Source organism: Streptomyces sp. ISL-96 (assembly GCF_018614035.1).
In the GTDB taxonomy this organism is placed as follows: domain Bacteria; phylum Actinomycetota; class Actinomycetes; order Streptomycetales; family Streptomycetaceae; genus Streptomyces.
This window is the reverse complement of the sequence record NZ_JAGGPA010000041.1, coordinates 45,291-64,664: the sequence shown is the minus strand read 5'-3', so window position 1 is coordinate 64,664 and position 19,374 is coordinate 45,291. Positions and strand designations below refer to the sequence as shown.

Genomic DNA, 19,374 nt, shown 5'->3' with positions numbered 1-19,374 from the left:
ACTTCTTGAACATGTTCAGTTCAGGAAGCGGGGGACTCCTGGGGAGGGGACTGCACAGCATGCGCAGTGGAGCGAAGGTCGCCATAGTCGGCGGAGTGTTCCTGGTCGCGGCCACAGGCGTGGGCTTCGGGGCGTACTCCGTGGTGAGCGGTGAGGCCGGCGACACGGACCCCACAACCCTCTCGGCGCCGGAGAAGTCGGGGCCGCCGAGCGCGGACGAGATCGCGCGGACCTCGAAGGACTTCCTCGCCGCCTGGGCCAGGGGCGACGCCGACGCGGCCGCTGATCTGACCGACAACGCCGCCGACGCCCGGCCCGCGCTAGCCGCCTACCACGAGATGGCGCACATCGGTGAAGTGAAGCTGACGGCGGGCACGGCGGCCGGGGCGAAGGTGCCGTTCACCGCCGATGCGACGGTCACGTACAAGGGCAGGAGCAAGCCCTTCTCGTACGAGTCGGAGCTCACCGTCGTGCGCGGCAAGACCTCGGGCAAGGCCCTGGTCGACTGGAAGTCGGCCGTCCTGCACCCCGGCATCAAGCCCGGCGAGGTGCTGAGGACGGGCGAGGCCTCGGCTCCGCCCATCAAGGCGGTCGACCGCGACGGCACCGAGCTGACGAAGGAGAAGTACCCGTCGCTCGGGCCGGTGCTGGACGCGCTGCGGGAGAAGTACGGCAAGCAGGCGGGCGGGAAACCGGGCGTCGAGCTGGCGATCGAGAGCGGCAGCGACAACGGGGCCGCCCCCCGGACGCTGGTCACCCTCACCAAGGGCAAGCCGGGCAGGCTGCCGACGACGCTGGACGCGGACGTGCAGGCGGCCGCCGAGACGGCGGTGAAGAAGTACAGCGAGGCGTCGGTCGCGGCGGTCAAGCCGAGCACGGGCGAGATCCTGGCCGTCGCCAACAACCGCGTGGACGGCTACAACGCGGCGGTCATGGGCGAGCAGGCGCCGGGCTCCACGATGAAGATCGTGACGGCCGCGATGCTGCTGGAGAAGGGCCTGGTGGGGGCGGACCGCAAGGCCGAGTGCCCGAAGACCGTGCTGTACCAGGGCGTGAGCTTTCACAACCTGAAGATGTTCGAGATCCCGGACGGCACCTTCACCACCAGCTTCGCCCGCTCCTGCAACACGTCCTTCATCAAACTGATCGACGACACCAAGGACGACGCGGCGCTGCCGAAGACCGCGCGCGAGGTCTTCGGGCTCGGACTCGACTGGCAGACCGGGATCGTCACCAAGGACGGTTCGGTGCCCGAGGCCACCGGCGGCGAGGCCGCGGCGCAGTACATCGGGCAGGGCACGGTCCAGATGAACGCCCTCAACATGGCGTCCGTCACCGCCACCGCCAAGGCCGGCACGTTCAAGCAGCCGGTCATCGTGCCGCAGTCGCTGGACGGCCGGGAAATCGCCACGGCGGCCCGCTCCCTCTCCCCCTCCGTACACAGCCAGTTGGCCGGCATGATGCGGCAGACCGCGGCGTGGGGCACGGGTGCGAAGGCGATGGCCTCGGTCGGCGGCGACAAGGGCGCCAAGACCGGTTCGGCGGAGGTCGGCGGACAGGGCAAGCCCAACAGCTGGTTCACCGGGTTCAGCGACGACGTCGCGGCAGCCGCGTCCGTCGAATCCGGCGGCCACGGCGGCGACGCGGCGGGCCCGCTGGTGGCGGCGGTACTGCGGGCCGGCTGACGGCGAGCCGACCCGAAACCGGCTCGCATGGCCCGTACAGCTACCGCTAGCGTGCGGGCCATGACAACTCCAGAAAGCCAGGCCCACCCCCGGTTCGCCGAAGCCCTGCGCACGCTCGGCATCGCGCGGTTGGAGGTACGCCGCTTCCCCGACGCCACGCGTACCGCCGCCGAGGCGGCGGCGGCGATCGGCTGCGGGATCGACGAGATCGTCAAGTCGCTGGTCTTCGAGGCCGACGGGGTGCCCGTCCTGGTCCTGATGGACGGCTCCTCACGGGTCGACGTGGAGCTCGTACGACGCGAACTGGGCGCGGAGAAGGTCAAGCGGGCGAGTGCCGCTCTCGTACGGGAGACCACCGGTTACGCGATCGGCGGCGTACCGCCCTTCGGCCACCGCACCAAAACGCGGGTGCTGGCCGACCGGGGGCTGCTCGACCACGCCCTGGTGTGGGCGGCGGCGGGCACCCCGCACGCGGTCTTCCCGATGGAGCCGAAAACCCTGATCGGCCACGCGGGCGGCACGCTGGTGGACATACGCGAGCAGACCAGGTGACACCGATAGTCGCGGCGGCGGTCCTGATCGCCGCGATCACACACGCGAGCTGGAACGCGATCGCGCACCACATCAAGGACCAGCTGCTCTCGTTCACGCTCATCTCGGGCGGCGGCGCCCTGATCGGCCTGGCCGCCGCCGCGTTCGTGCCCTTCCCGGCGGCAGCGGCCTGGCCGTACCTGATCACCTCCGCCGCGCTGCACGTGGCGTACATGGCGCTGCTGATGCGGTCGTTCACGCTCGGCGACTTCGGGCAGATGTACCCCATCGCGCGGGGCACGGCGCCGCTGGTGGTGACGGTGCTGGCGGCGGTCTTCGTGGGGGAAGTACCGGACGGGTGGCAGATGACGGGCGTCGTGGTGGCCTGCGCGGGCCTGGTCGGCGTCGCCCTGTGGGGCATCCGGGGCTCGCGGCCGCACTGGCCGGCGCTGGTGGCGGCGCTCGCCACCGGTCTGTCGATAGCGGCGTACACGGTGGTGGACGGCGTGGGGGTGCGGGCGTCGGGCTCGTCGCTGGGCTACATCGCGTGGCTGATGATCCTGCAGGGCCTCGCGATCCCGGCGTACACCTTCTACCGCCGCCGCTCCGAACTCCTCACCCAGCTACGCCCGCCGGCCGCGCGGGGCTTCTTCGGCGCCGCCCTGTCCATCTCGGCGTACGCGCTGGTCCTGTGGGCCCAGACCCGCGCCCCACTGGCGCCGATCGCCGCGCTGCGGGAGTCGTCGATCATCGTGGGCGCGGCGATCGGCGCACTGTTCTTCAAGGAACGCTTCGGGGCGCCGAGGATCGCGGCGGCGGGCCTGATGGTGATCGGGATCGGCCTGATGCTCCACACAAACTGACGCACCACCACCACCGCCGGTGCGCAAGGCCGCTCAAAGCCCCCGGGCGTCGTTCTCACGGCCCGCCCAGCGCTCCCCGCAACCCAATGTTGCCGATCAGCAGACCGCCGTCCACCGGCAGGGTTACGCCCGTGATCCAGCCCGCGTCCCGCGACGCCAGGAACGCGACCGCTGCCGCGATGTCCTGCGGCTCTCCCACCCGCCCCAGCGGGTAGTGCGCCGCCGCGCGCTCAAGGGCGTCGCCCTTCCCCGCCCACGCGTCCGTACGTACCGTCCCCGGGGCCACGAGATTGACCCGCACCCCGCGTCCCGCCGCGTGCCCCGCCAGGGTCCGGGTCAGGCTCGCGAGGCCCGCCTTGGCCGCGCTGTAGGCGTGGTTGCCGAAGTCCTGCTCACCGTTGACCGAACCGACGCTGACGATCGCCCCGCGCCCCGAAGCGGCCAAGTGCGGCAGCGCCGCCCTCGCGCACCGGTACGCGCCGGTCAGCGTGACGTCGAGGTCGCGCTGCCACACCGCCTCGTCCTCGTCCTCGAAGAACTCCGCGTCAGGCGCACAGGAGTACGCGTTGTTCACGAGTACGTCGAGCGCCCCGAACTCCCGCACCGCGTACGCGACGGCCGCCTCCACCGACGCCCGGTCGCCCACGTCGCAGGCGAACGCCCGAGCGCCCGCGATCGCCCCCGCGGCCTTCTGGGCCCGCGCGCCGTCCACATCCGTGACGAGGACCCGCGCCCCCTCGTCCGCGAACCGCCGCGCGATCGCCTCGCCGATGCCGCGACCGGCGCCGGTGACCAGGACGCCGTACCCCTCGAAACGTGTCGAACGTGTCGTCTGCATCAGCCGATCATGCAGCGGACCGTACCGCCCTGACCAGAGCCTGCGCACGCGGGTCGGCCGTAACTCCCTTCTGATGCCCGTTGGTTACGTACCCGAAGGCGATCCCCGACTCCGGGTCGGCGAACCCGAGCGAGCCGCCCCGCCCCGGATGCCCGAACGAGCCGGGTGCGAGCAGCGGGGCGCCGGAGCCGTGCAGCATGAAGCCGAGCCCGAAGCGGGTGTTGACGGCCAGGACCCGGTCCGGACCGGACGATTCCTCGGTCCGCGCCAGGGTGAGCGTCGCCGGGGCGAACAGCCGGTGCCCGTCGACCTCCCCGATCATCGCCGCGTAACAGCGCGCCAGCGCCCGCGCGGTGGATATCCCGCCGGACGCGGGGAGTTCGGCGGCCCGGTACGCCGGGTCGTTCTCGTCCGCGAGCGGATCGATCGCCCCGAACGCGCGCCGGGTGAGCGACGCCGGATCTCCGTATGCCTCGCTGACGCTCCGCTTGGGCCGCAGCCGCAGCGACCCGCCGTCCACGGGCGGCGGCTCGACGGGACCGACACGGCCGACCCGGTGCGCCTCGTCCGCCGGCAGCCCGACCCAGAAGTCGAGGCCGAGCGGCCGGGCGATCTCCTCGGCGATCCACCGCCCGACGGTCCGCCCCGTCACGCGCTTCACGAGCTCGCCGATCAGCCAGCTGTACGTCTGCGCGTGGTAGCCGTGGTCGGTGCCGAGCTCCCACGCGGGCGCCTGGGCGGCCACGGCGCGCGGCCCGGACACGCCGTCGATCGCCTCGGCGGGCGTCAGGGGGCGGTCGAGCACCGGTACGCCGGCCCGGTGGGACAGCAGGTGCCGTACGAGCACGCGCTCCTTGCCGTTCGCCTTGAACTCCGGCCAGTACGTCGCGACGGGGGCGTCCAGGTCGATCTGGCCGCGCTGGTGCAGGAGCAGGGGCACTGCGGCGGCCACGCCCTTGGTCGCGGACCGCACGACCTGGGCGGTGTCGACCGCCCACGGCTCGGCGCCGTCCACGTCGCGGGTTCCGGCCCAGAGGTCGACCACCTTGCGGCCGTGGCGGTAGACGGCTACGGCGGCGCCGCGTTCGCCGCGTTGCCCGAAGTTACGTACGAACGCGTCCCTGACCGGTTCGAATCCGGCAGCCACCGTGCCCTGTGCATCCACTACTGCGCTCGCGCTCATGCCCCCCATGGTGCAATGCCGCTGCGCGGGGCCTTTCCCCACCCCGCCCCTTCCCGCAGTGACACTTTGCGGCTCCGCCGCGTGGGGGCTCCGCCCCAGACCCCGCTCCTCAAACGCCGGAGGGGCTGGGTGGTGCCGATGAGCGGCAAATCGAGCCCGTCCGGCGGGGGCCGGCAACCCAGCCGGGCGCTTACCCTTCCACCCGCACCGAACCCGGGTCGAACCCGAACGGCAGTTCAAGCCGGTGCTCCCGCATCACCACATCGTCCGACAGCAGCTCCTGCGTCCGCCCGTCCGCCACGATCACGCCCCCGCTCAGGATCACCGACCGCGGGCACAGCTCCAGCGCGTACGGCAGGTCATGCGTGACCATCAGCACCGTCACGTCCAACGACCGCAGGATGTCCGCCAGTTCGCGCCGCGACGCCGGGTCCAGGTTGGACGACGGCTCGTCCAGCACCAGGATCTCCGGCTCCATCGCCAGTACGGTCGCGACCGCCACCCGCCGCCGCTGCCCGAAGGACAAGTGATGCGGCGGCCGGTCCGCGTACTGCGCCATACCCACCCGCTCCAGCGCCGCCGCGACGCACGCCTCCAGCTCCGCGCCGCGCATCCCCGCCGCCGCCGGCCCGAAGGCCACGTCCTCGCGGACCGTCGGCATGAAGAGCTGGTCGTCGGGGTCCTGGAAGACGATGCCGACCCGGCGCCGGATCTCGGCGAGGTGCCGCTTCCCGACGGGGAGCCCCGCCACGGTCACGGAACCGGCGCCCGCCGTGAGGATGCCGTTGAGGTGGAGCACGAGCGTGGTCTTGCCCGCGCCGTTGGGGCCGAGCAGCGCGACTCGCTCGCCGCGCGCGACCGACAGGTCGACGCCGAAGAGCGCCTGGTGGCCGTCCGGATAGGCGTACGCGAGGCCGCTCACCTCAAGAGACATCGTGGGCATCGTGGGCATCGTGGGCATCGTGGTCACAGGGTCCATCCCAGCAGACAGACCGCCAACGCCGAAACCGGCAGCGCGGCCGCGTACGACCACTGCGCCCGCGTCGCGGTCACTTCGTCGATCACCGGCATGGTGCCGGTGTACCCCCTGCTGACCATGGCCAGATGCACCCGCTCACCTCTCTCGTACGAGCGGATGAAGAGCGCACCCGCGGTCTTGCCCAGAACACCCCAGTGCCGCACGCCCCGCGCCTCGAATCCGCGCGAGCGCCGGGCGATCGACATGCGGCGCATCTCGTCCGTGATCACATCGCCGTACCGGATCATGAACGACGCGATCTGCACGAGCAGCGGCGGCAGTTTCAGCCGTTGCAGCCCGAGCAGCAGGGACCGCAGTTCGGTCGTGGACGCGAGCAGGACGGACGCCGCGACGCCGAGCGTGCCCTTGGCCAGGACGTTCCAGGCTCCCCACAGCCCCGACACGCTCAGCGACATGCCGAGCACCTCCACCCGCTCCCCCTGCGCCACAAAGGGCATCAACACCGCGAACGCCACAAAAGGCACCTCGATGAGCAGCCGCTTCAGCAGGAACCCGGCCGGCACGCGCGCGGCGTACGCGACCATCCCGAGCAGCACCGCGTACAGCCCGAAGGCCCACATCACCTCACGCGGCGTCGAGACGACGACCAGCACGAAGCAGAAGACGGCGGCGAGTTTGCAGTGCGGCGGCAGGGCGTGCACCGCGCTGTGCCCGTGCCGGTAGAGCTTGTGGGCGTGGCCCGCGCCCATGTCAGGCGGCTTCCTTGACCTCGGCCGGCCGGTCGGCGCCGCGCCGGCGCCGCACCGTCCAGAAGACGCCGCTGCCGACGGCCACGGTCGCCGCGACGCCGACGACTCCGGCGAGGCCGCCGGAGATACGGCCGTCGGTGATGCCGCTGATGCTGTAGTCGGCGAGCGGGGAGCCGGCGGCGGCGTGCTCCTCGGCCTTCTGGTCGAAGCCCTGGTCGGCGGCGACCTTCTCCAGTCCGTCGGGGCTGGCGGAGGCGTAGAACGAGACGAACCCGGCGAGGACGATCGCCGAGGCCAGCCCCGCGCCCCACACCTTGCGGGTGGAGCGCGCGGCGGCGGGAACCGGCGCCTCCGCGGGCGCCGCGTCCACCAGCTCGCCGCCCACCAGCAGCTTGAGCGGCGCGGCAAGTCCGCGCGCGCCGTGCACCAGGTCGGGGCGTACGGCGATGACGGCGCCCACGGTCAGGGCGGTGATCGCGGCCTCGCCGATGCCGATGAGGACGTGTACGCCGACCATCGCGGTCAGCACCTTGCCGATCGGCACGTCCGTCGTGCCCCCGACGGAGTAGATCAGCGTGAAGGCCGCGGCGGCGGCGGGCACGGACACCAGGGCGGCCACGAAAGCGGAGGCGGTGACGGACGAGCGGCGCCCGCGCGGAAGGATCCGCACGAGGCCGCGAAAGAGGGCGTACGCGACGAGAACCGTCACCACGCCCATGACGTTGATGTTGACACCGAGCGCGGTGAGCCCGCCGTCCGCGAAGAGGATGCCCTGCATCAGCAGGACGACCGAGATGCACAGCACGCCGGTGAACGGGCCGACGAGTATCGCGGCGAGCGCGCCGCCCAGCAGATGCCCGCTGGTGCCGGCCGCGACGGGGAAGTTCAGCATCTGTACGGCGAAGATGAACGCGGCTACGAGCCCGGCGAGCGGGGCCGTCCGCTCGTCCAGTTCGCGGCGTGCACCGCGCAGGCTGACGGCCACGGCGCCCACCGCGACGACACCTGCCACAGCCGAGACAGGTGTGTTGATGAATCCGTCGGGGACATGCATGGAGAGGCTCCGCTTCCTGCGCGTACGCGGGGGGTGATGAACCGTTTGATGATAGTGCCTTCTTGCAAAGAGGTCGCAAGAGCGCATTGGTCACAAACAAAGCGGAGCGCGCGCCCCAAAATATGGGACATTAGAGGACAAAAGCCCCGAACCTGAGGAGCCGCCCGATGCACCCCGCAATTGAGGACCACGCACGGGCATGCCTGGTCACCGATGGCCCTCAGCGCCACGCCGTCCCGGTCACCCTCCGGTACGACCCGCAGGAGGACCCGCTCGCCGTGCACCTGGTCTTCCCGCCGGACGTCTCGCCCGACGGCGTCGAGAACGAATGGGTCTTCGACCGGGCCCTCCTGGAGGGGGGCATGAGCCGCCCGACCGAAACGGAGAGCGGTGACGTCAGGGTCTGGCCGTGCGGCCGGGTGCAGGCGGTGATGGAACTGCGTTCGCCGCAGGGCATGGCCGTGATCCAGTTCGACCGGACGCCGCTGCTGCGCTTCCTGCGCCGTACGCACGCCGTCGAAGAGCCCCCACTCGCCGAAGCCGACCACTGACCTCTCCTGACCCGCCGAAAACGGTGAGGTCCCCCTGGACCGTTCCAGCAGCTGCCGGAACCCCAGGGGGACCTCACCGTCGCACCGGATCCCGTCCCCACGAGCCGGTGCGCGACCGGGACCGCCTTCCGCTCATGGAGCGGCCCCGGAGCTTTTCAGTGCCTACGCACGCACCAGCTCCCGCTCACCCGAGGCATCGCCGCCGGCGCCGTCGTCATCCAGCTCCTTGCGCAGCTGCTCCCCCTCGACGTCCACGTTCGGCAGCACCTTGTCGAGCCCGCGCGGCAGCCACCACGCCTTCTTGCCGAGCAGCGCCAGCACCGCCGGCACGATGGCCATCCGTACGACGAAGGCATCGAAGAGGACGGCGATCGCGAGCCCGAAGCCGATCATCTTGACCATCGACTCGCTGGACCCGATGAAGCCGGCGAAGACGGCCATCATGATCACCGCCGCGGCGGTGACGACGCGCGCGCCGTGCTGGAAGCCGGTGACGATCGCCTGTCCCGGCCGCTCCCCGTGGACGTACGCCTCACGCATGCGCGTGACGAGGAAGACCTCGTAATCCATGGCGAGACCGAAGACGACACCCACCATGAAGATCGGCATCATCGACATCACAGGCCCGGTCTGCTCGACACCGAACACACTCGCCAGCCAGCCCCACTGGAAGACCGCGACCACCGCGCCCAGCGCCGCCACCACGGACAGCAGGAACCCGAGCGCCGCCTTGAGCGGTACGAGAACCGACCGGAAGACGACCATCAGCAGCAGAAACGCGAGGCCGACGACGAGCGCGAGGTAGGGCAGCAGCGCGTCGTTCATCTTCTGCGAGAAGTCGATGTTCATGGCAGTCGAGCCGGTGACCAGGACTTCCGCGCCGGTGTCGGACGTCAGGTCCGTACCCGCGTCGCGGATGGACCGTACGAGCTCCTCGGTCCCCTCCGAACTGGGCCGGTCCTTCGGAACGACGGTAACGACCGAGGTGTCGCCGGCCTTGTTCAGCGGCCCGGGCACGGTGGCGGCGACGCCGTCCATGCCCTTCACGGTGTCGGTGACCTTCGCCAGCGCGTCCTTGGGCTCCTCGGCGCCCTTGACGTCGACGACCAGCATCAGCGGCCCGTTGAAGCCCGGCCCGAAGCCGTCGGAAAGCAGGTCGTACGCCTTGCGCTGGGTGGTGCTGACGGGCTGCGAACCGTCGTCGGGCAGACCCATCTCCAACGAGGCCGCGGGTACGGCGACGATGCCGAGCCCGACCACCGCGGTGACCAGCACGGCGACCGGCCGGCGCAGTACGAACCGAGCCCAGCGCGTACCCATATTGGGCTTGCCCGCACCCGCCGCGGCCACCTCACCCTGCCGCTTACGGGCCTTGCGCCCGAAGACCTTCCTCCCCGCGAACCCGAGCAGCGCCGGAACCAGCGTGAGCGCGATGAGAACGGCGATCACCACCGTGCCGGCGGCGGCGAAACCCATCTTCGTCAGCATCGGAATGTTGACGACGGCGAGCCCGACCAGCGCGATCACGACAGTCAGCCCGGCGAACACGACGGCCGACCCGGCCGTGCCGACGGCCCGCCCGGCGGCGTCCTCCGGCTCACGGCCCCCGGCCAGCTCGGCGCGGTAACGGGACACGATGAACAGCGCGTAGTCGATGCCGACCGCGAGCCCGATCATCATCGCGAGCGTAGAGGTGGTGGAGCCGAGGTCAAGAACGTTCGCCAGGGCGGTAATGGTGGAAATACCGATCCCCACCCCGATGAGCGCGGTGAGCAGCGGCAGCCCGGCCGCGATCAGCGACCCAAAGGTAATGACCAGCACGATCGCGGCGATGGCGACTCCGATGATCTCTCCGGACCCGGTCTCGGGGACAGCCTGCAGCGCGTCACCACCGATCTCGACGGTCAGCCCGGCGTCCCGCGCCTCGTCACCGGCTTCGACAAGAGCCTCCCGCGCCGCCTCCGTCAGCTCCATACCGCTGACCTTGTACGAGACCTGCGCGTAAGCGGTCGTACCGTCACGGCTGAGAGCCTTGCCGGCGTACGGATCGACGACCGAGGCGATCTGATCGGCCCCGGCGCCGGACTTCAGCCCGCCAACGACTTTCTCCACTTCCTCCCGGTGGCCGGCGTCGGTCATCCGCTCCCCTTCGGGAGCCTTGAACACCACGCGGGCGGTGGCACCGTCCGCGGCAGCACCGGGAAAGCGCTCATCCAGAAGATCGAACGCCTTCTGAGCCTCGGTCCCGGGTATGGAGAAGGAACTGGAAGTGGCGGTGGACGCGGAGGCGGCGCCGACACCGGCGAGCACCAGCAGCGCGACCCAGGCGAGGGCGACGAAGGGGCGGCGGCGGAAGGCGAACCGGCCCATTTTGTAAAGGAATGTGGCCACGAGGGCGTACTCCCGGTCAGGTCGTTGGTACGAACAGGGCATGGGTGACCAGCCCGACGACGAGAGCGGTGCGCGTCAGGTGGAGCGTTTCTGCGGGGACGGACGCCGGGCGGGGAGATTCCACGGCGCCGCTGGGACTAAGCCATGACTACACCGGGGCCATCAGGCGGCACCCAGCGCGGGCAGCACCACGGCTTCGATGTAGTCGGCGAGGAAGGCACGGTCGGGCGACCGGCCCTCGATGAGTTCCTGGGCGACGAAGGCGCCGACCAGCATGTGCGGGACGTACCGCAGAGCGGCTGTCTCGGCAGGGATCTCCCCCCGGTCGACGGCACGCCGCAGCAGGCTGTCCAATCCGGTGAGTTCAGGCGCGATGAGCAATTCCCGCAGCGCCTGATGGAGATCGGGATTGTCGTGAATGGCCTGGGCGAGCCCCCGCATCAGCGCGGCGTCCCTCTCCAGCTGACAGTCATCAGTCCGCTCCACCAGGGCGTGGAAGTCACCCTTGAGCGTCCCGGTGTCGATGTCGGCGACACTGACGGGCTTGTTGTGCCGCAGCGCCCTGGCCACGAGCTCCGGCTTGCTCCCCCACTGGCGGTAGAGGGTGGCCTTGCTGGACCGGCTGCGGGACGCGACGGCGTCCATGGTCAGCCCGTCGTACCCGACTTCCCGGAGCAGGTCGAGGACGGCTTCGTACAACTCACTCTCGCGCTCGGCCGTAAGCCGTGTGCGTCCCATCCCAACCTCCTCCGAACCGAACGAAACGGTTTCGTACACCAAGTACGCTACCCCCCACCCCACCGAAACGAAACCGTTTCGATGGTGTTCCGCGCCACAAGTTGCCGCGCCCCCGCCATGCGGAAAGCATTGGGGGGTGAGCGACGCACCCGGGTCCGTCGGCCCGCAAGAGACCACGCCCGCCGCGCGAAGCACGGTGCCAGGAGGGGACGCGTCGGGGCGCTCCCCGCAGGGCGTTGAACGCGACCACCCCGAAGAAGTCCCCGTACCCGAACGTTCGACGCCCGAGGAGACGCCGCGGCGCGGCACCGACCCCGCAGCCCCCGCGAAGAAGCCCTCCCGAAGCAACACCCACGCGTACCTCCGCTTCCCGCATCTGCACGGCGACATGCTCTGCTTCGCCGCCGAGGACGACCTCTGGCTCGCCCCGATCGTCCCGGCCGGCAAGCAGCCCGACCGGGCCTGGCGCCTCACCGTCGACCGTACGAAGGTCTCCCACCCCCGCTTCTCCCCCGACGGCCGCCACATCGCGTTCACCACCTGGCGCAGCCTCGACCCCGAAGTCCACCTCGCCCCCGTGGACGGCGGCCCGGCCCGCAGGCTCAGCTACTGGGGATCCCTGGACACCCGCGTCTGCGGCTGGACCCCCGAATCGCCCGACCACCCCCCGCACATCCTCGCCGTCGCCTCCCACGGCCAGCCGTTCTCGCACTTCTCGTGGGCCTACACCCTCCCCACGGACGGCAGTCCCGGCTCCCAGCTCCCCTGGGGCCCGGTCTCCGACATCGCGGTCGCGGACATCGAGGGCGAGCGCCGTACGCTCCTGCTCACCGGAAAGCCCCCGCACGAGCCGGCCGCCTGGAAGCGCTACCGGGGCGGCGCCACCGGCCGCCTGTGGCTGCACGGCAAGCGACTGCTGCCCGACATCGGCGGCCACCTCAACTGCCCCATGTTCGTGAACGGACGCATCGCGTTCCTCTCCGACCACGAGGGCGTGGGCAACCTCTACTCCTGCCAGTACGACGGCACCGACCTCCGCCGCCACACCGACCACGACGCGTTCTACGCCCGCAACGCCTCCAGCGACGGCACCCGCGTCGTCTACCAGTGCGCGGGCGACCTGTGGCTGGTCGACGACCTGTCCCCCGGCGCCGTACCGCGCCGCCTGGACGTCCGCCTCGGCGGCCCCCGCGCCGGCCGGCGCACGTACCAGGTCCCGGCCGCCGCCAACGTCGACGGCCTGTCCGTCGACGCCACGGGCCGCGCCAGCGCGGTCGTGGTCAAAGGCAGCCTGTACTGGCTGACCCACCGTGACGGCCCCGCCCGCACCATCACGGACACCCCGGGTGTACGGGTCCGCCTGCCCGAGATGCTCGGCGGCAGCGGCCAGGTCGCGTACATCACGGACGCGGAGGGCGAGGACGCGATCGAGATCGCGTACCTGCCGCGCGCGAGCGGCGACCGCGAGCCGCGCCGCCTCGCCGCCGGCAAGCTCGGGCGCGTACACGACCTGGTGTCGGACCCGGAGGGCGAACGCCTCGCGATCGCCTCCCACGACGGCCGCCTCCTCCTGGTCAGCACGATGGAAGAACCGGAAGGCGAACCCGGCGAGGTCACCGAACTGACCCTTTCCACCAACGGCCCCGTCCGCGACCTCGCCTTCTCTCCCGACGGAGCCTGGCTGACCTGGTCGCACCCCGGAATCGGCCGTTCCCTGCGCCAGATCAAGCTGGCCAAAATCGAATCAAAACAAATCATCGACGTAACGAACGGCCGCTTCGAGGACGAGAACCCGGTCTTCACGAGCGACGGCCGCTATCTCGCTTTCCTCTCCTGGCGGGGCTTCGACCCGGTGTACGACGTCCACACCGGCGACCTCTCGTTCCCGCTGGGCTGCCGCCCCTACCTCGTCCCGCTCTCCTCCGCCACACCGTCCCCCTTCGCGGTGTCCGCGGAAGGCCGTCCGGCGGCGGGCGGCCTTGACCCGGTGGAAGGCGAGGAGAGCGAGAGCACCGACGGCATGACGGTCCTCGTCGAGGTCGAGGGCCTGGCGAGCCGGGTGACGCCCTTCCCCGTGGCCGCCTCCAAGTACTCGGGCCTGCAGCCCGTTTCCGGCGGCGGCCTGGTGTGGCTGCGCTGGCCGATCTCGGGAGCGCTGGGCGAAACCTTCGCCAACCCGGCCGACGTGTCGGGCCGCCCCACCCTCGAACACTTCAACCTGACCAAGGCGCGCAAGACGGAACTGGTGGCCGACCTGGACTGGTTCGCGGTGAGCGGCGACGGCACCCGCCTGGTGGTGATGGACGAGGGCGAGATGCGCGCCGTCCCCGCCACCGAGACCGGCGACACGGACACGACGGTCTATCTCGACCTGCGCCGCATCATGCACCAGGTCGACCCGGAGGCGCAGTGGCGCCAGGCGTACGCGGAGGCGGGCCGCATCGTGCGGGCGTACTTCTGGGAACCGCACATGTGCGGCATCGACTGGGAGTCGGTCCTCGACCAGTACCGCCCGCTGCTCGAACGCGTGGCGACCCCCGACGAGTTCGCGGACCTGCTCCGCGAGGTCCTGGGCGAGCTGGGCACCTCGCACGCGTACGTCGCCGCCGCGCGCCGCAACGAGGGTCCGCCGCACTACCAGCGGGCGATGGGCCTGCTCGGCGCGAACTTCGTGTGCCGGGACGGGCAATGGCTGGTACGCCGCATCCTCCCCGGCGAGTCGTCCGACTCCAAGGCACGCTCACCGCTGGCCGGTACCGGCATCAGGCCGGGCGCGATCCTCACGCACGTCGACGGCCGCCCGGTGGACCCGGTGGCGGGCCCGTACCCCCTGCTGGCGGCGGCCGGTGGCACGACGGTGGAGCTGACGTTCAAGCCGGCGGAGGGCGAGGGCCCGGCCCGCCGGGTCGCGATCGTCCCACTGATCGACGAGCGTCCGCTGCGCTACCAGGACTGGGTGGCAAAACGCCGTGAGGTGGTTCGGGAGTTGAGCGGCGGGAAGTGCGGCTACCTGCACATCCCCGACATGGGGGGCTCCGGCTGGGCGCAGTTCAACCGCGACCTGCGGATGGAGGTTTCGCTCCCGGCCCTGATCGTCGACGTACGGGGCAACGCGGGCGGCAACATCAGCGAACTGGTCGTCGAAAAGCTCACCCGCACCATCATCGGCTGGGACCTGACGCGTGACGCGCAGCCTGTCTCGTACGCCTCGAACGGTCCCCGGGGGCCGGTGGTGGCCCTGGCCGACGAGGCGACGTCGTCGGACGGCGACATGATCACGGCGGCGTTCAAGCTGCTGAAGCTGGGCCCGGTGGTGGGCCAGCGCACCTGGGGCGGGGTGGTGGGCATGACCGGCCGCCACACGCTGGGCGACGGCACGGTGATCACCGTGCCGATGAACGCGGCGTGGTTCGACGCGTACGGCTGGACGGTGGAGAACCACGGCGTGGAGCCGGACATCGAGGTGCTGCGTACGCCGCTCGACTGGGCGGAGGGGCGCCACGCGCAACTGGCCGACGCGGTGCAGCTGGCGCTGGACCTCTTGGCGTCCCACCCGGCGGCAACCCCGCCGACGTACTCGAACGTCCCGAACAAAACCCGCCCCAACTTGCCCCCGCGGCCGGGGTGAGTGGTCAGTGAGACGCGGGGCTGCGCTATGCACAGGTCTCCCGTGAACCGTCCGACTGCGCGGCAGCGCAGTGGCGCCGCACCCAATCCGCAGCCGCCAACGGCGCCCAGCCACCCACCGGAGACCCGCACCTCCGTCAGCCCCGCCCCAACGGGCGGGCGTGGGTGGGCAAGCCACGGCGCGGAGCGCCGGGGATCCACCGACCGCCCGGCGCGCAGCGCCCGGGGTCCCACCGCCCGGCGCGGAGCGCCGACCATGCGGGGGGCCGGGGCGAAGCCCCGGCCATCGGTGCCCGCCACGCCACGCGAAAGACGCACCCGGTGTGGCGATCGGGTGCGCCCTTCACGACGATCACGAGGCAACGCCTCGCACCGCGTCAGCCGCGGTAGCGCTCCGGGCCCTCGCCCAGCTCGTCGTCAAGCCTGTCGTCCTCCCGGGCCCGGCGCATACGCTCCGACGCCTCGTCCTGCAGGCCGCCGCCGCGCGAGGGCTGCGTACCCTGCACGCCCTCCCGGCCCTCGCGGCCCTCGCGGCCGTCCCGGCCCTGCTTGGCCTGCTTGGCCTGCTTGGCCTGGTCCGCGAGCTCCTGCGCCTTGTCCTTGAACTGGTCCTTGATGCCCATGAGGTTCACTCCTGTTGGGGTGTGACGGGATGGAAGCGGGGCGTAGCGCCCCGCGGGCTCGACCAGACTGACACGACCGGACATTCGGCGCATTTCGATCACTAACGCTGCGTACGCGCCTTCTCGTCCGCCTCGCCCCCCGCCCCCACGAGCCCCTTCGAGACCCCCGCCAGCCGAGGCTCGAACCGCTTCATCTCCCGCTGCCCCACCACCCCGATCAGCGCCGGCAAGTAACCCCGCACGGACTGCATCCCCCGCAGCCACCACTGCGCGTACACATGCGACGAACGCCGCTCGATCCCCGCGACGATCCGGTCGACCGCCGGGCCGAGCGGATACGTCCGGTTCGAAGGCCATGGCAGCCGCTGTCGCAACTCCCGCATCACGTCGTCCGCGTCCGCGCCCCGCACCATGTCCGTGTCGGTCCACGACAGGTACCCGACCCCGACCCGCACCCCGCGATACCCGACCTCGGCCCGCAGCGAATGCGCGAACGCCTCGACCCCGGACTTCGACGCGCAGTACGCCGTCATCATCGGCGCCGGCGTGATCGCCGCCAGCGACGCGATCTGGAGGAAGTAACCCCGGCTCTCCATCAGCACCGGCAGGAACGCCCGCCCCGTCACCGCCCCGCCGATCAAGTTGACCTCGATGACCCGCCGCCAGGCGACCGGATCGGAGTCCACGAACGGCCCACCAGCCGCGACGCCCGCGTTGGCGACGACGATGTCGACCTTCCCGAACCGCTCCTTCACCTCCCGCGCGACCTGCGCCATCGCCTCGTGGTCGGTGACATCGGCGTACCACCAGTCCGCCTCGGCGTGCAGCCGCCCCGCCACCTGCTTCAGCTCGTCCGGCTCCAGCCCGACCAGCGCCACCTTCGCGCCGCGCGCCGAGAGTTTGCGCGCCAGCAGCTCGCCGACTCCCCGCGCCGCGCCCGTGACGACCGCGACCTGACCCTCCAGGCTCCGCCTGCTGCTCATACGGCCTGCTCCTTCTCTTCGCTCGAATCGGCCGGGCCGGCCGGGGCGGCCGGGACAGCGACGTACTCATTCACAAGCTCACGAAGCTTCGCCGTAACGACCTCAGGCGCCTCCACCGGCGTCATGTGCCCGACGCCGGTCAGCTCGGTGAGCCCCAGCGAATGCGGCAGCGCCGCGACAATCTCGCGGGCGTGCACAGGCGGCGTCAGCCGGTCGGCGGTCCCGGCGATGAATGCGGTCGGTACGGTCAGCTCCCGCACTCCCACAGCAAGATCGAGATCAGCCAGCACGTGGGACCAGGCCACCCGCGCCGCTCGCGGACAGGCGTGGACGATACGAGCGCACTCCGCCACCCGCTCCGGCGACGCCCCGGGCCCCATGGTCCCGTACTTGAGCATGGCCTTCGACAGCGGCGTGACGGGCCCCATCGGCGCCCGCGCCCCCAGCACCGCCCGCGTGATCCGGGTCCGCAGCCGCCCCGCCCGCATCGGCAGTACGAGCGACTCGGCGACCAGCCGCGAACTGCCCGTACTGCACAGCAGAACCGCCGCCGCGTGCTCACGGAATCCGGGGCGCCCCGCGGCTGCCATCATCGTCATGCCGCCCATGGAGTGCCCTGCCAGTACGGCCCGTTCGCCCGGCGCGAGCGCGGTGGCGAGCACCGCTTCGAGGTCGTCGGCGAGGGCGTCGGTGCTGTACCCGTCGCGCCCGACGGCCGGGGAACGCCCGTGCCCCCGCTGGTCGTACACCACGACCCGGTACTCACCCGCACCCGTCAGCGCGCGTATCTGCGCCGACCAGAAGAGCGTCGAGCACGTCCAGCCGTGCGCCAGGACGAGGGCGGGAGCGCCCTCGGGCCCGTACACCTCCACGTGCAGGCGGGATCCGTCGGCGGAGACGGCGGTCAGCTCGCGTGTGGCGACGAGCGGCTCACCCCCTACCCGCATCAGCCGGCTCATGCGACAACCTCCGCAGCCCCGGCCTCAACCTCGACCTCGGCCTTGCCCGAATCGGCCCCCACCCGGATCACCTCGTACTCCGCGAGGTTCACCTCCCGAGTCGCGCGCCGGAACTCGCTCGGCGTACCGGGCCAGATGGTGGTGTTGCGCCCGTTCGCGTCCAGGTACCAGCTGTCGCAGCCGCCCGTGTTCCACACGGTCCGCTTCATCCGGTCCTGCACCCGCCGGTTCCACGCGTGCACGGCCGAAGCCCGCGCCCCGAGCGCCACCTTGCCGCCCAGAACCCTCAACTGCCGCAGATAGTCGGCCATGTAGTTCAGCTGGGACTCGATCATCAGGATCATCGAGCTGTTCCCGAGTCCGGTGTTCGGGCCGATGATCGTCATCCAGTTGGGGAAGCCCGCCGCCGTCGCGCCGCGCAGCGACTCCATCCCGTCCTTCCACGCCTCGGCGAGCGTGATGCCGTCCGCGCCCACCACCCGCTGGGCGATCGGCATGTCCGTGACATGGAACCCCGTGCCGAAGACGATCGCGTCGACCTCGGTCTCGGTCCCGTCGGCCGCCACGACCGTGGAACCGCGCACCTCCTTGAGCCCCGAGGCCACGACATCCACATTCGGCTTCGCGAGCGCCGGGTAGTACGAGCTCGACAGCAGGATCCGCTTGCAGCCGATCCGGTACGACGGTGTCAGCTTGGCCCGCAGCGCCGGGTCCTTGATCGCCTTGGCCATGTTGGCCTTGGCGAGCGACTCGACGAGCCCGAGCTGGTTCGGGTGCTTGGTGAAGGCGGTGACCTGCAACTCCCGTACCCCGAAGAGCAGTCCGCGCCGAGCCTTCCCGGTGAACGGCAGCTGCCGGTGCAGCCACCGCTCGGGCCCGGTGATGGCCCGGTCCATGCGCGGCATGACCCACGGCGGCGTACGCTGAAAGAGCGTCAGCTTCGCGACGTCGGGCTGGATCGACGGCACGATCTGGATCGCGGACGCGCCCGTACCGATCATCGCGACGCGCTTGCCGCGCAGGTCGAAGTCGTGGTCCCACCGCGCCGAGTGGAAGACCTTGCCAGGGAACCCGGCGAGCCCGGGAATCTCCGGAATCTTCGGATCGGACAGCGGCCCGGTAGCCGAAACCACCACATCCGCGGTAAGCGTGTCGCCCCGCGCGGTCTCGATCTCCCAGCGCAGTTCGTCGCCGTCCCAGTGCATCATCTTCACTTCGTGGTTCAGCCTGATGTGCGGCCGCAGCCCGAAGGTGTCGGTGACGTGCTCCAGGTACGCCCTGATGTGCTCCTGGCCGGAGAAGGTGCGCGGCCAGTCGGGGTTGGGCGCGAACGAGAAGGAATACAGATGGGACGGTACGTCGCACGCGCAGCCCGGATAGCTGTTGTCCCGCCAGGTGCCGCCCACCGAATCGGCGCGCTCCAGGACGACGAAGTCGGTGATCCCCTCGCGGCGCAGCCGGACGGCGGCGCCCAGGCCGCCGAATCCGGATCCGATCACCGCCACTCGTACGTGCTCGTGCTCGGCCATGCCGACGCCTCCCGCGGTCCCACGACTCTGCCAGCAATCACTGGCACGATTGGGAGAGTAGAGCAGCGCCGTACTCATGGGTAGGGGTCGG

General features: G+C 71.1%; 16 protein-coding genes. 5 read left to right on the top strand and 11 right to left on the bottom strand.

Annotated features, from left to right (window positions below; translation table 11 throughout):
• Positions 1 to 59: 59 nt before the first annotated feature.
• From J7E96_RS25140 to J7E96_RS25130, 3 genes are read left to right on the top strand one after another with little or no spacing between them, the layout of a single operon-like run.
• Positions 60 to 1,685 carry a penicillin-binding transpeptidase domain-containing protein gene (locus tag J7E96_RS25140; protein ID WP_215134072.1) on the top strand — a complete coding sequence of 542 codons (1,626 nt, stop codon included), beginning with the start codon at positions 60 to 62 and terminating at the stop codon, positions 1,683 to 1,685.
• A gap of 27 nt (positions 1,686 to 1,712) precedes the next feature.
• Positions 1,713 to 2,237 carry a YbaK/EbsC family protein gene (locus J7E96_RS25135; RefSeq protein WP_374196716.1) on the top strand — a complete coding sequence of 175 codons (525 nt, stop codon included), beginning with the start codon at positions 1,713 to 1,715 and terminating at the stop codon, positions 2,235 to 2,237.
• Positions 2,234 to 3,079 carry a DMT family transporter gene (locus tag J7E96_RS25130; RefSeq protein WP_215134067.1) on the top strand — a complete coding sequence of 282 codons (846 nt, stop codon included), beginning with the start codon at positions 2,234 to 2,236 and terminating at the stop codon, positions 3,077 to 3,079. Before J7E96_RS25135 ends, J7E96_RS25130 begins: the two co-directional genes overlap by 4 nt.
• Positions 3,080 to 3,134: 55 nt before the next feature.
• Here the strand turns inward: J7E96_RS25130 and J7E96_RS25125 are convergent, their stop codons facing one another.
• From J7E96_RS25125 to J7E96_RS25105, 5 genes are all read right to left on the bottom strand, one after another.
• Positions 3,135 to 3,917 carry an SDR family NAD(P)-dependent oxidoreductase gene (locus tag J7E96_RS25125; protein WP_215134065.1) on the bottom strand — a complete coding sequence of 261 codons (783 nt, stop codon included), beginning with the start codon at positions 3,915 to 3,917 and terminating at the stop codon, positions 3,135 to 3,137.
• Positions 3,918 to 3,924: 7 nt separating this feature from the next.
• Positions 3,925 to 5,082, bottom strand: a complete 1,158-nt coding sequence (locus tag J7E96_RS25120) for a serine hydrolase domain-containing protein (RefSeq protein WP_215134260.1) — start codon at positions 5,080 to 5,082, stop codon at positions 3,925 to 3,927.
• A gap of 208 nt (positions 5,083 to 5,290) precedes the next feature.
• Positions 5,291 to 6,052, bottom strand: a complete 762-nt coding sequence (locus J7E96_RS25115) for an energy-coupling factor ABC transporter ATP-binding protein (protein ID WP_251070391.1) — start codon at positions 6,050 to 6,052, stop codon at positions 5,291 to 5,293.
• A gap of 14 nt (positions 6,053 to 6,066) precedes the next feature.
• On the bottom strand, positions 6,067 to 6,828 hold the full coding sequence (cbiQ, locus tag J7E96_RS25110) for a cobalt ECF transporter T component CbiQ (RefSeq protein WP_215134063.1): 762 nt from the start codon (positions 6,826 to 6,828) through the stop codon (positions 6,067 to 6,069).
• Between the two features lies 1 nt (position 6,829).
• Positions 6,830 to 7,882 carry an energy-coupling factor ABC transporter permease gene (locus J7E96_RS25105; RefSeq protein WP_215134061.1) on the bottom strand — a complete coding sequence of 351 codons (1,053 nt, stop codon included), beginning with the start codon at positions 7,880 to 7,882 and terminating at the stop codon, positions 6,830 to 6,832.
• 167 nt (positions 7,883 to 8,049) lie between these two features.
• Here J7E96_RS25105 and J7E96_RS25100 point away from each other — a divergent pair, with 167 nt between their 5' ends.
• A complete protein-coding gene (locus J7E96_RS25100; protein WP_215134060.1) occupies positions 8,050 to 8,433 on the top strand; it encodes an SsgA family sporulation/cell division regulator in 384 nt (127 codons plus the stop codon).
• A gap of 162 nt (positions 8,434 to 8,595) precedes the next feature.
• On the opposite strand, the gene J7E96_RS25095 is transcribed toward J7E96_RS25100, so the two are convergent.
• On the bottom strand, positions 8,596 to 10,824 hold the full coding sequence (locus J7E96_RS25095; RefSeq protein ID WP_215134058.1) for an MMPL family transporter: 2,229 nt from the start codon (positions 10,822 to 10,824) through the stop codon (positions 8,596 to 8,598).
• A gap of 162 nt (positions 10,825 to 10,986) precedes the next feature.
• Entirely contained in the window at positions 10,987 to 11,562 is a 576-nt protein-coding gene (locus tag J7E96_RS25090) for a TetR/AcrR family transcriptional regulator (protein WP_215134056.1), read from the bottom strand.
• Between the two features lie 388 nt (positions 11,563 to 11,950).
• Here J7E96_RS25090 and J7E96_RS25085 point away from each other — a divergent pair, with 388 nt between their 5' ends.
• Positions 11,951 to 15,190: a S41 family peptidase gene (locus tag J7E96_RS25085; protein WP_215134258.1), complete on the top strand. Its 3,240-nt coding sequence runs from the start codon at positions 11,951 to 11,953 to the stop codon at positions 15,188 to 15,190.
• A gap of 376 nt (positions 15,191 to 15,566) precedes the next feature.
• Here J7E96_RS25085 and J7E96_RS25080 read toward each other — a convergent pair whose 3' ends face one another.
• The 4 genes from J7E96_RS25080 to J7E96_RS25065 all read right to left on the bottom strand — a co-directional run bounded on the left by J7E96_RS25080 (position 15,567) and on the right by J7E96_RS25065 (position 19,283).
• Positions 15,567 to 15,812, bottom strand: coding sequence for a hypothetical protein (locus tag J7E96_RS25080; RefSeq protein WP_215134054.1), 246 nt, complete (start codon positions 15,810 to 15,812; stop codon positions 15,567 to 15,569).
• Positions 15,813 to 15,913: 101 nt separating this feature from the next.
• The gene (locus tag J7E96_RS25075) at positions 15,914 to 16,795 is read right to left on the bottom strand and encodes an SDR family oxidoreductase (RefSeq protein WP_215134052.1); all 882 of its coding nucleotides are present in this window, start codon (positions 16,793 to 16,795) and stop codon (positions 15,914 to 15,916) included.
• Entirely contained in the window at positions 16,792 to 17,754 is a 963-nt protein-coding gene (locus tag J7E96_RS25070) for an alpha/beta fold hydrolase (RefSeq protein ID WP_215134050.1), read from the bottom strand. Before J7E96_RS25070 ends, J7E96_RS25075 begins: the two co-directional genes overlap by 4 nt.
• Positions 17,751 to 19,283, bottom strand: coding sequence for an NAD(P)/FAD-dependent oxidoreductase (locus tag J7E96_RS25065; protein ID WP_215134047.1), 1,533 nt, complete (start codon positions 19,281 to 19,283; stop codon positions 17,751 to 17,753). The genes J7E96_RS25070 and J7E96_RS25065 overlap by 4 nt, the downstream gene beginning before the upstream one ends.
• Between the last annotated feature and the right edge of the window lie 91 nt (positions 19,284 to 19,374).

Excerpts from the sequence above, each read along its gene's own strand:
- J7E96_RS25090 (WP_215134056.1), bottom strand. The coding sequence starts at position 11,562 with ATGGGACGCACACGGCTTACGGCCGAGCGCGAGAGTGAGTTGTACGAA.
- J7E96_RS25135 (WP_374196716.1), top strand. The coding sequence starts at position 1,713 with ATGGCCCGTACAGCTACCGCTAGCGTGCGGGCCATGACAACTCCAGAA.
- J7E96_RS25125 (WP_215134065.1), bottom strand. The coding sequence starts at position 3,917 with ATGCAGACGACACGTTCGACACGTTTCGAGGGGTACGGCGTCCTGGTC.
- J7E96_RS25085 (WP_215134258.1), top strand. The coding sequence starts at position 11,951 with ATGCTCTGCTTCGCCGCCGAGGACGACCTCTGGCTCGCCCCGATCGTC.
- J7E96_RS25105 (WP_215134061.1), bottom strand. The coding sequence starts at position 7,882 with ATGCATGTCCCCGACGGATTCATCAACACACCTGTCTCGGCTGTGGCA.
- J7E96_RS25080 (WP_215134054.1), bottom strand. The coding sequence starts at position 15,812 with ATGGGCATCAAGGACCAGTTCAAGGACAAGGCGCAGGAGCTCGCGGAC.
- J7E96_RS25115 (WP_251070391.1), bottom strand. The coding sequence starts at position 6,052 with ATGCCCACGATGCCCACGATGTCTCTTGAGGTGAGCGGCCTCGCGTAC.
- J7E96_RS25065 (WP_215134047.1), bottom strand. The coding sequence starts at position 19,283 with ATGGCCGAGCACGAGCACGTACGAGTGGCGGTGATCGGATCCGGATTC.
- J7E96_RS25075 (WP_215134052.1), bottom strand. The coding sequence starts at position 16,795 with ATGAGCAGCAGGCGGAGCCTGGAGGGTCAGGTCGCGGTCGTCACGGGC.
- cbiQ (WP_215134063.1), bottom strand. The coding sequence starts at position 6,828 with ATGGGCGCGGGCCACGCCCACAAGCTCTACCGGCACGGGCACAGCGCG.
- J7E96_RS25100 (WP_215134060.1), top strand. The coding sequence starts at position 8,050 with ATGCACCCCGCAATTGAGGACCACGCACGGGCATGCCTGGTCACCGAT.
- J7E96_RS25070 (WP_215134050.1), bottom strand. The coding sequence starts at position 17,754 with ATGAGCCGGCTGATGCGGGTAGGGGGTGAGCCGCTCGTCGCCACACGC.
- J7E96_RS25140 (WP_215134072.1), top strand. The coding sequence starts at position 60 with ATGCGCAGTGGAGCGAAGGTCGCCATAGTCGGCGGAGTGTTCCTGGTC.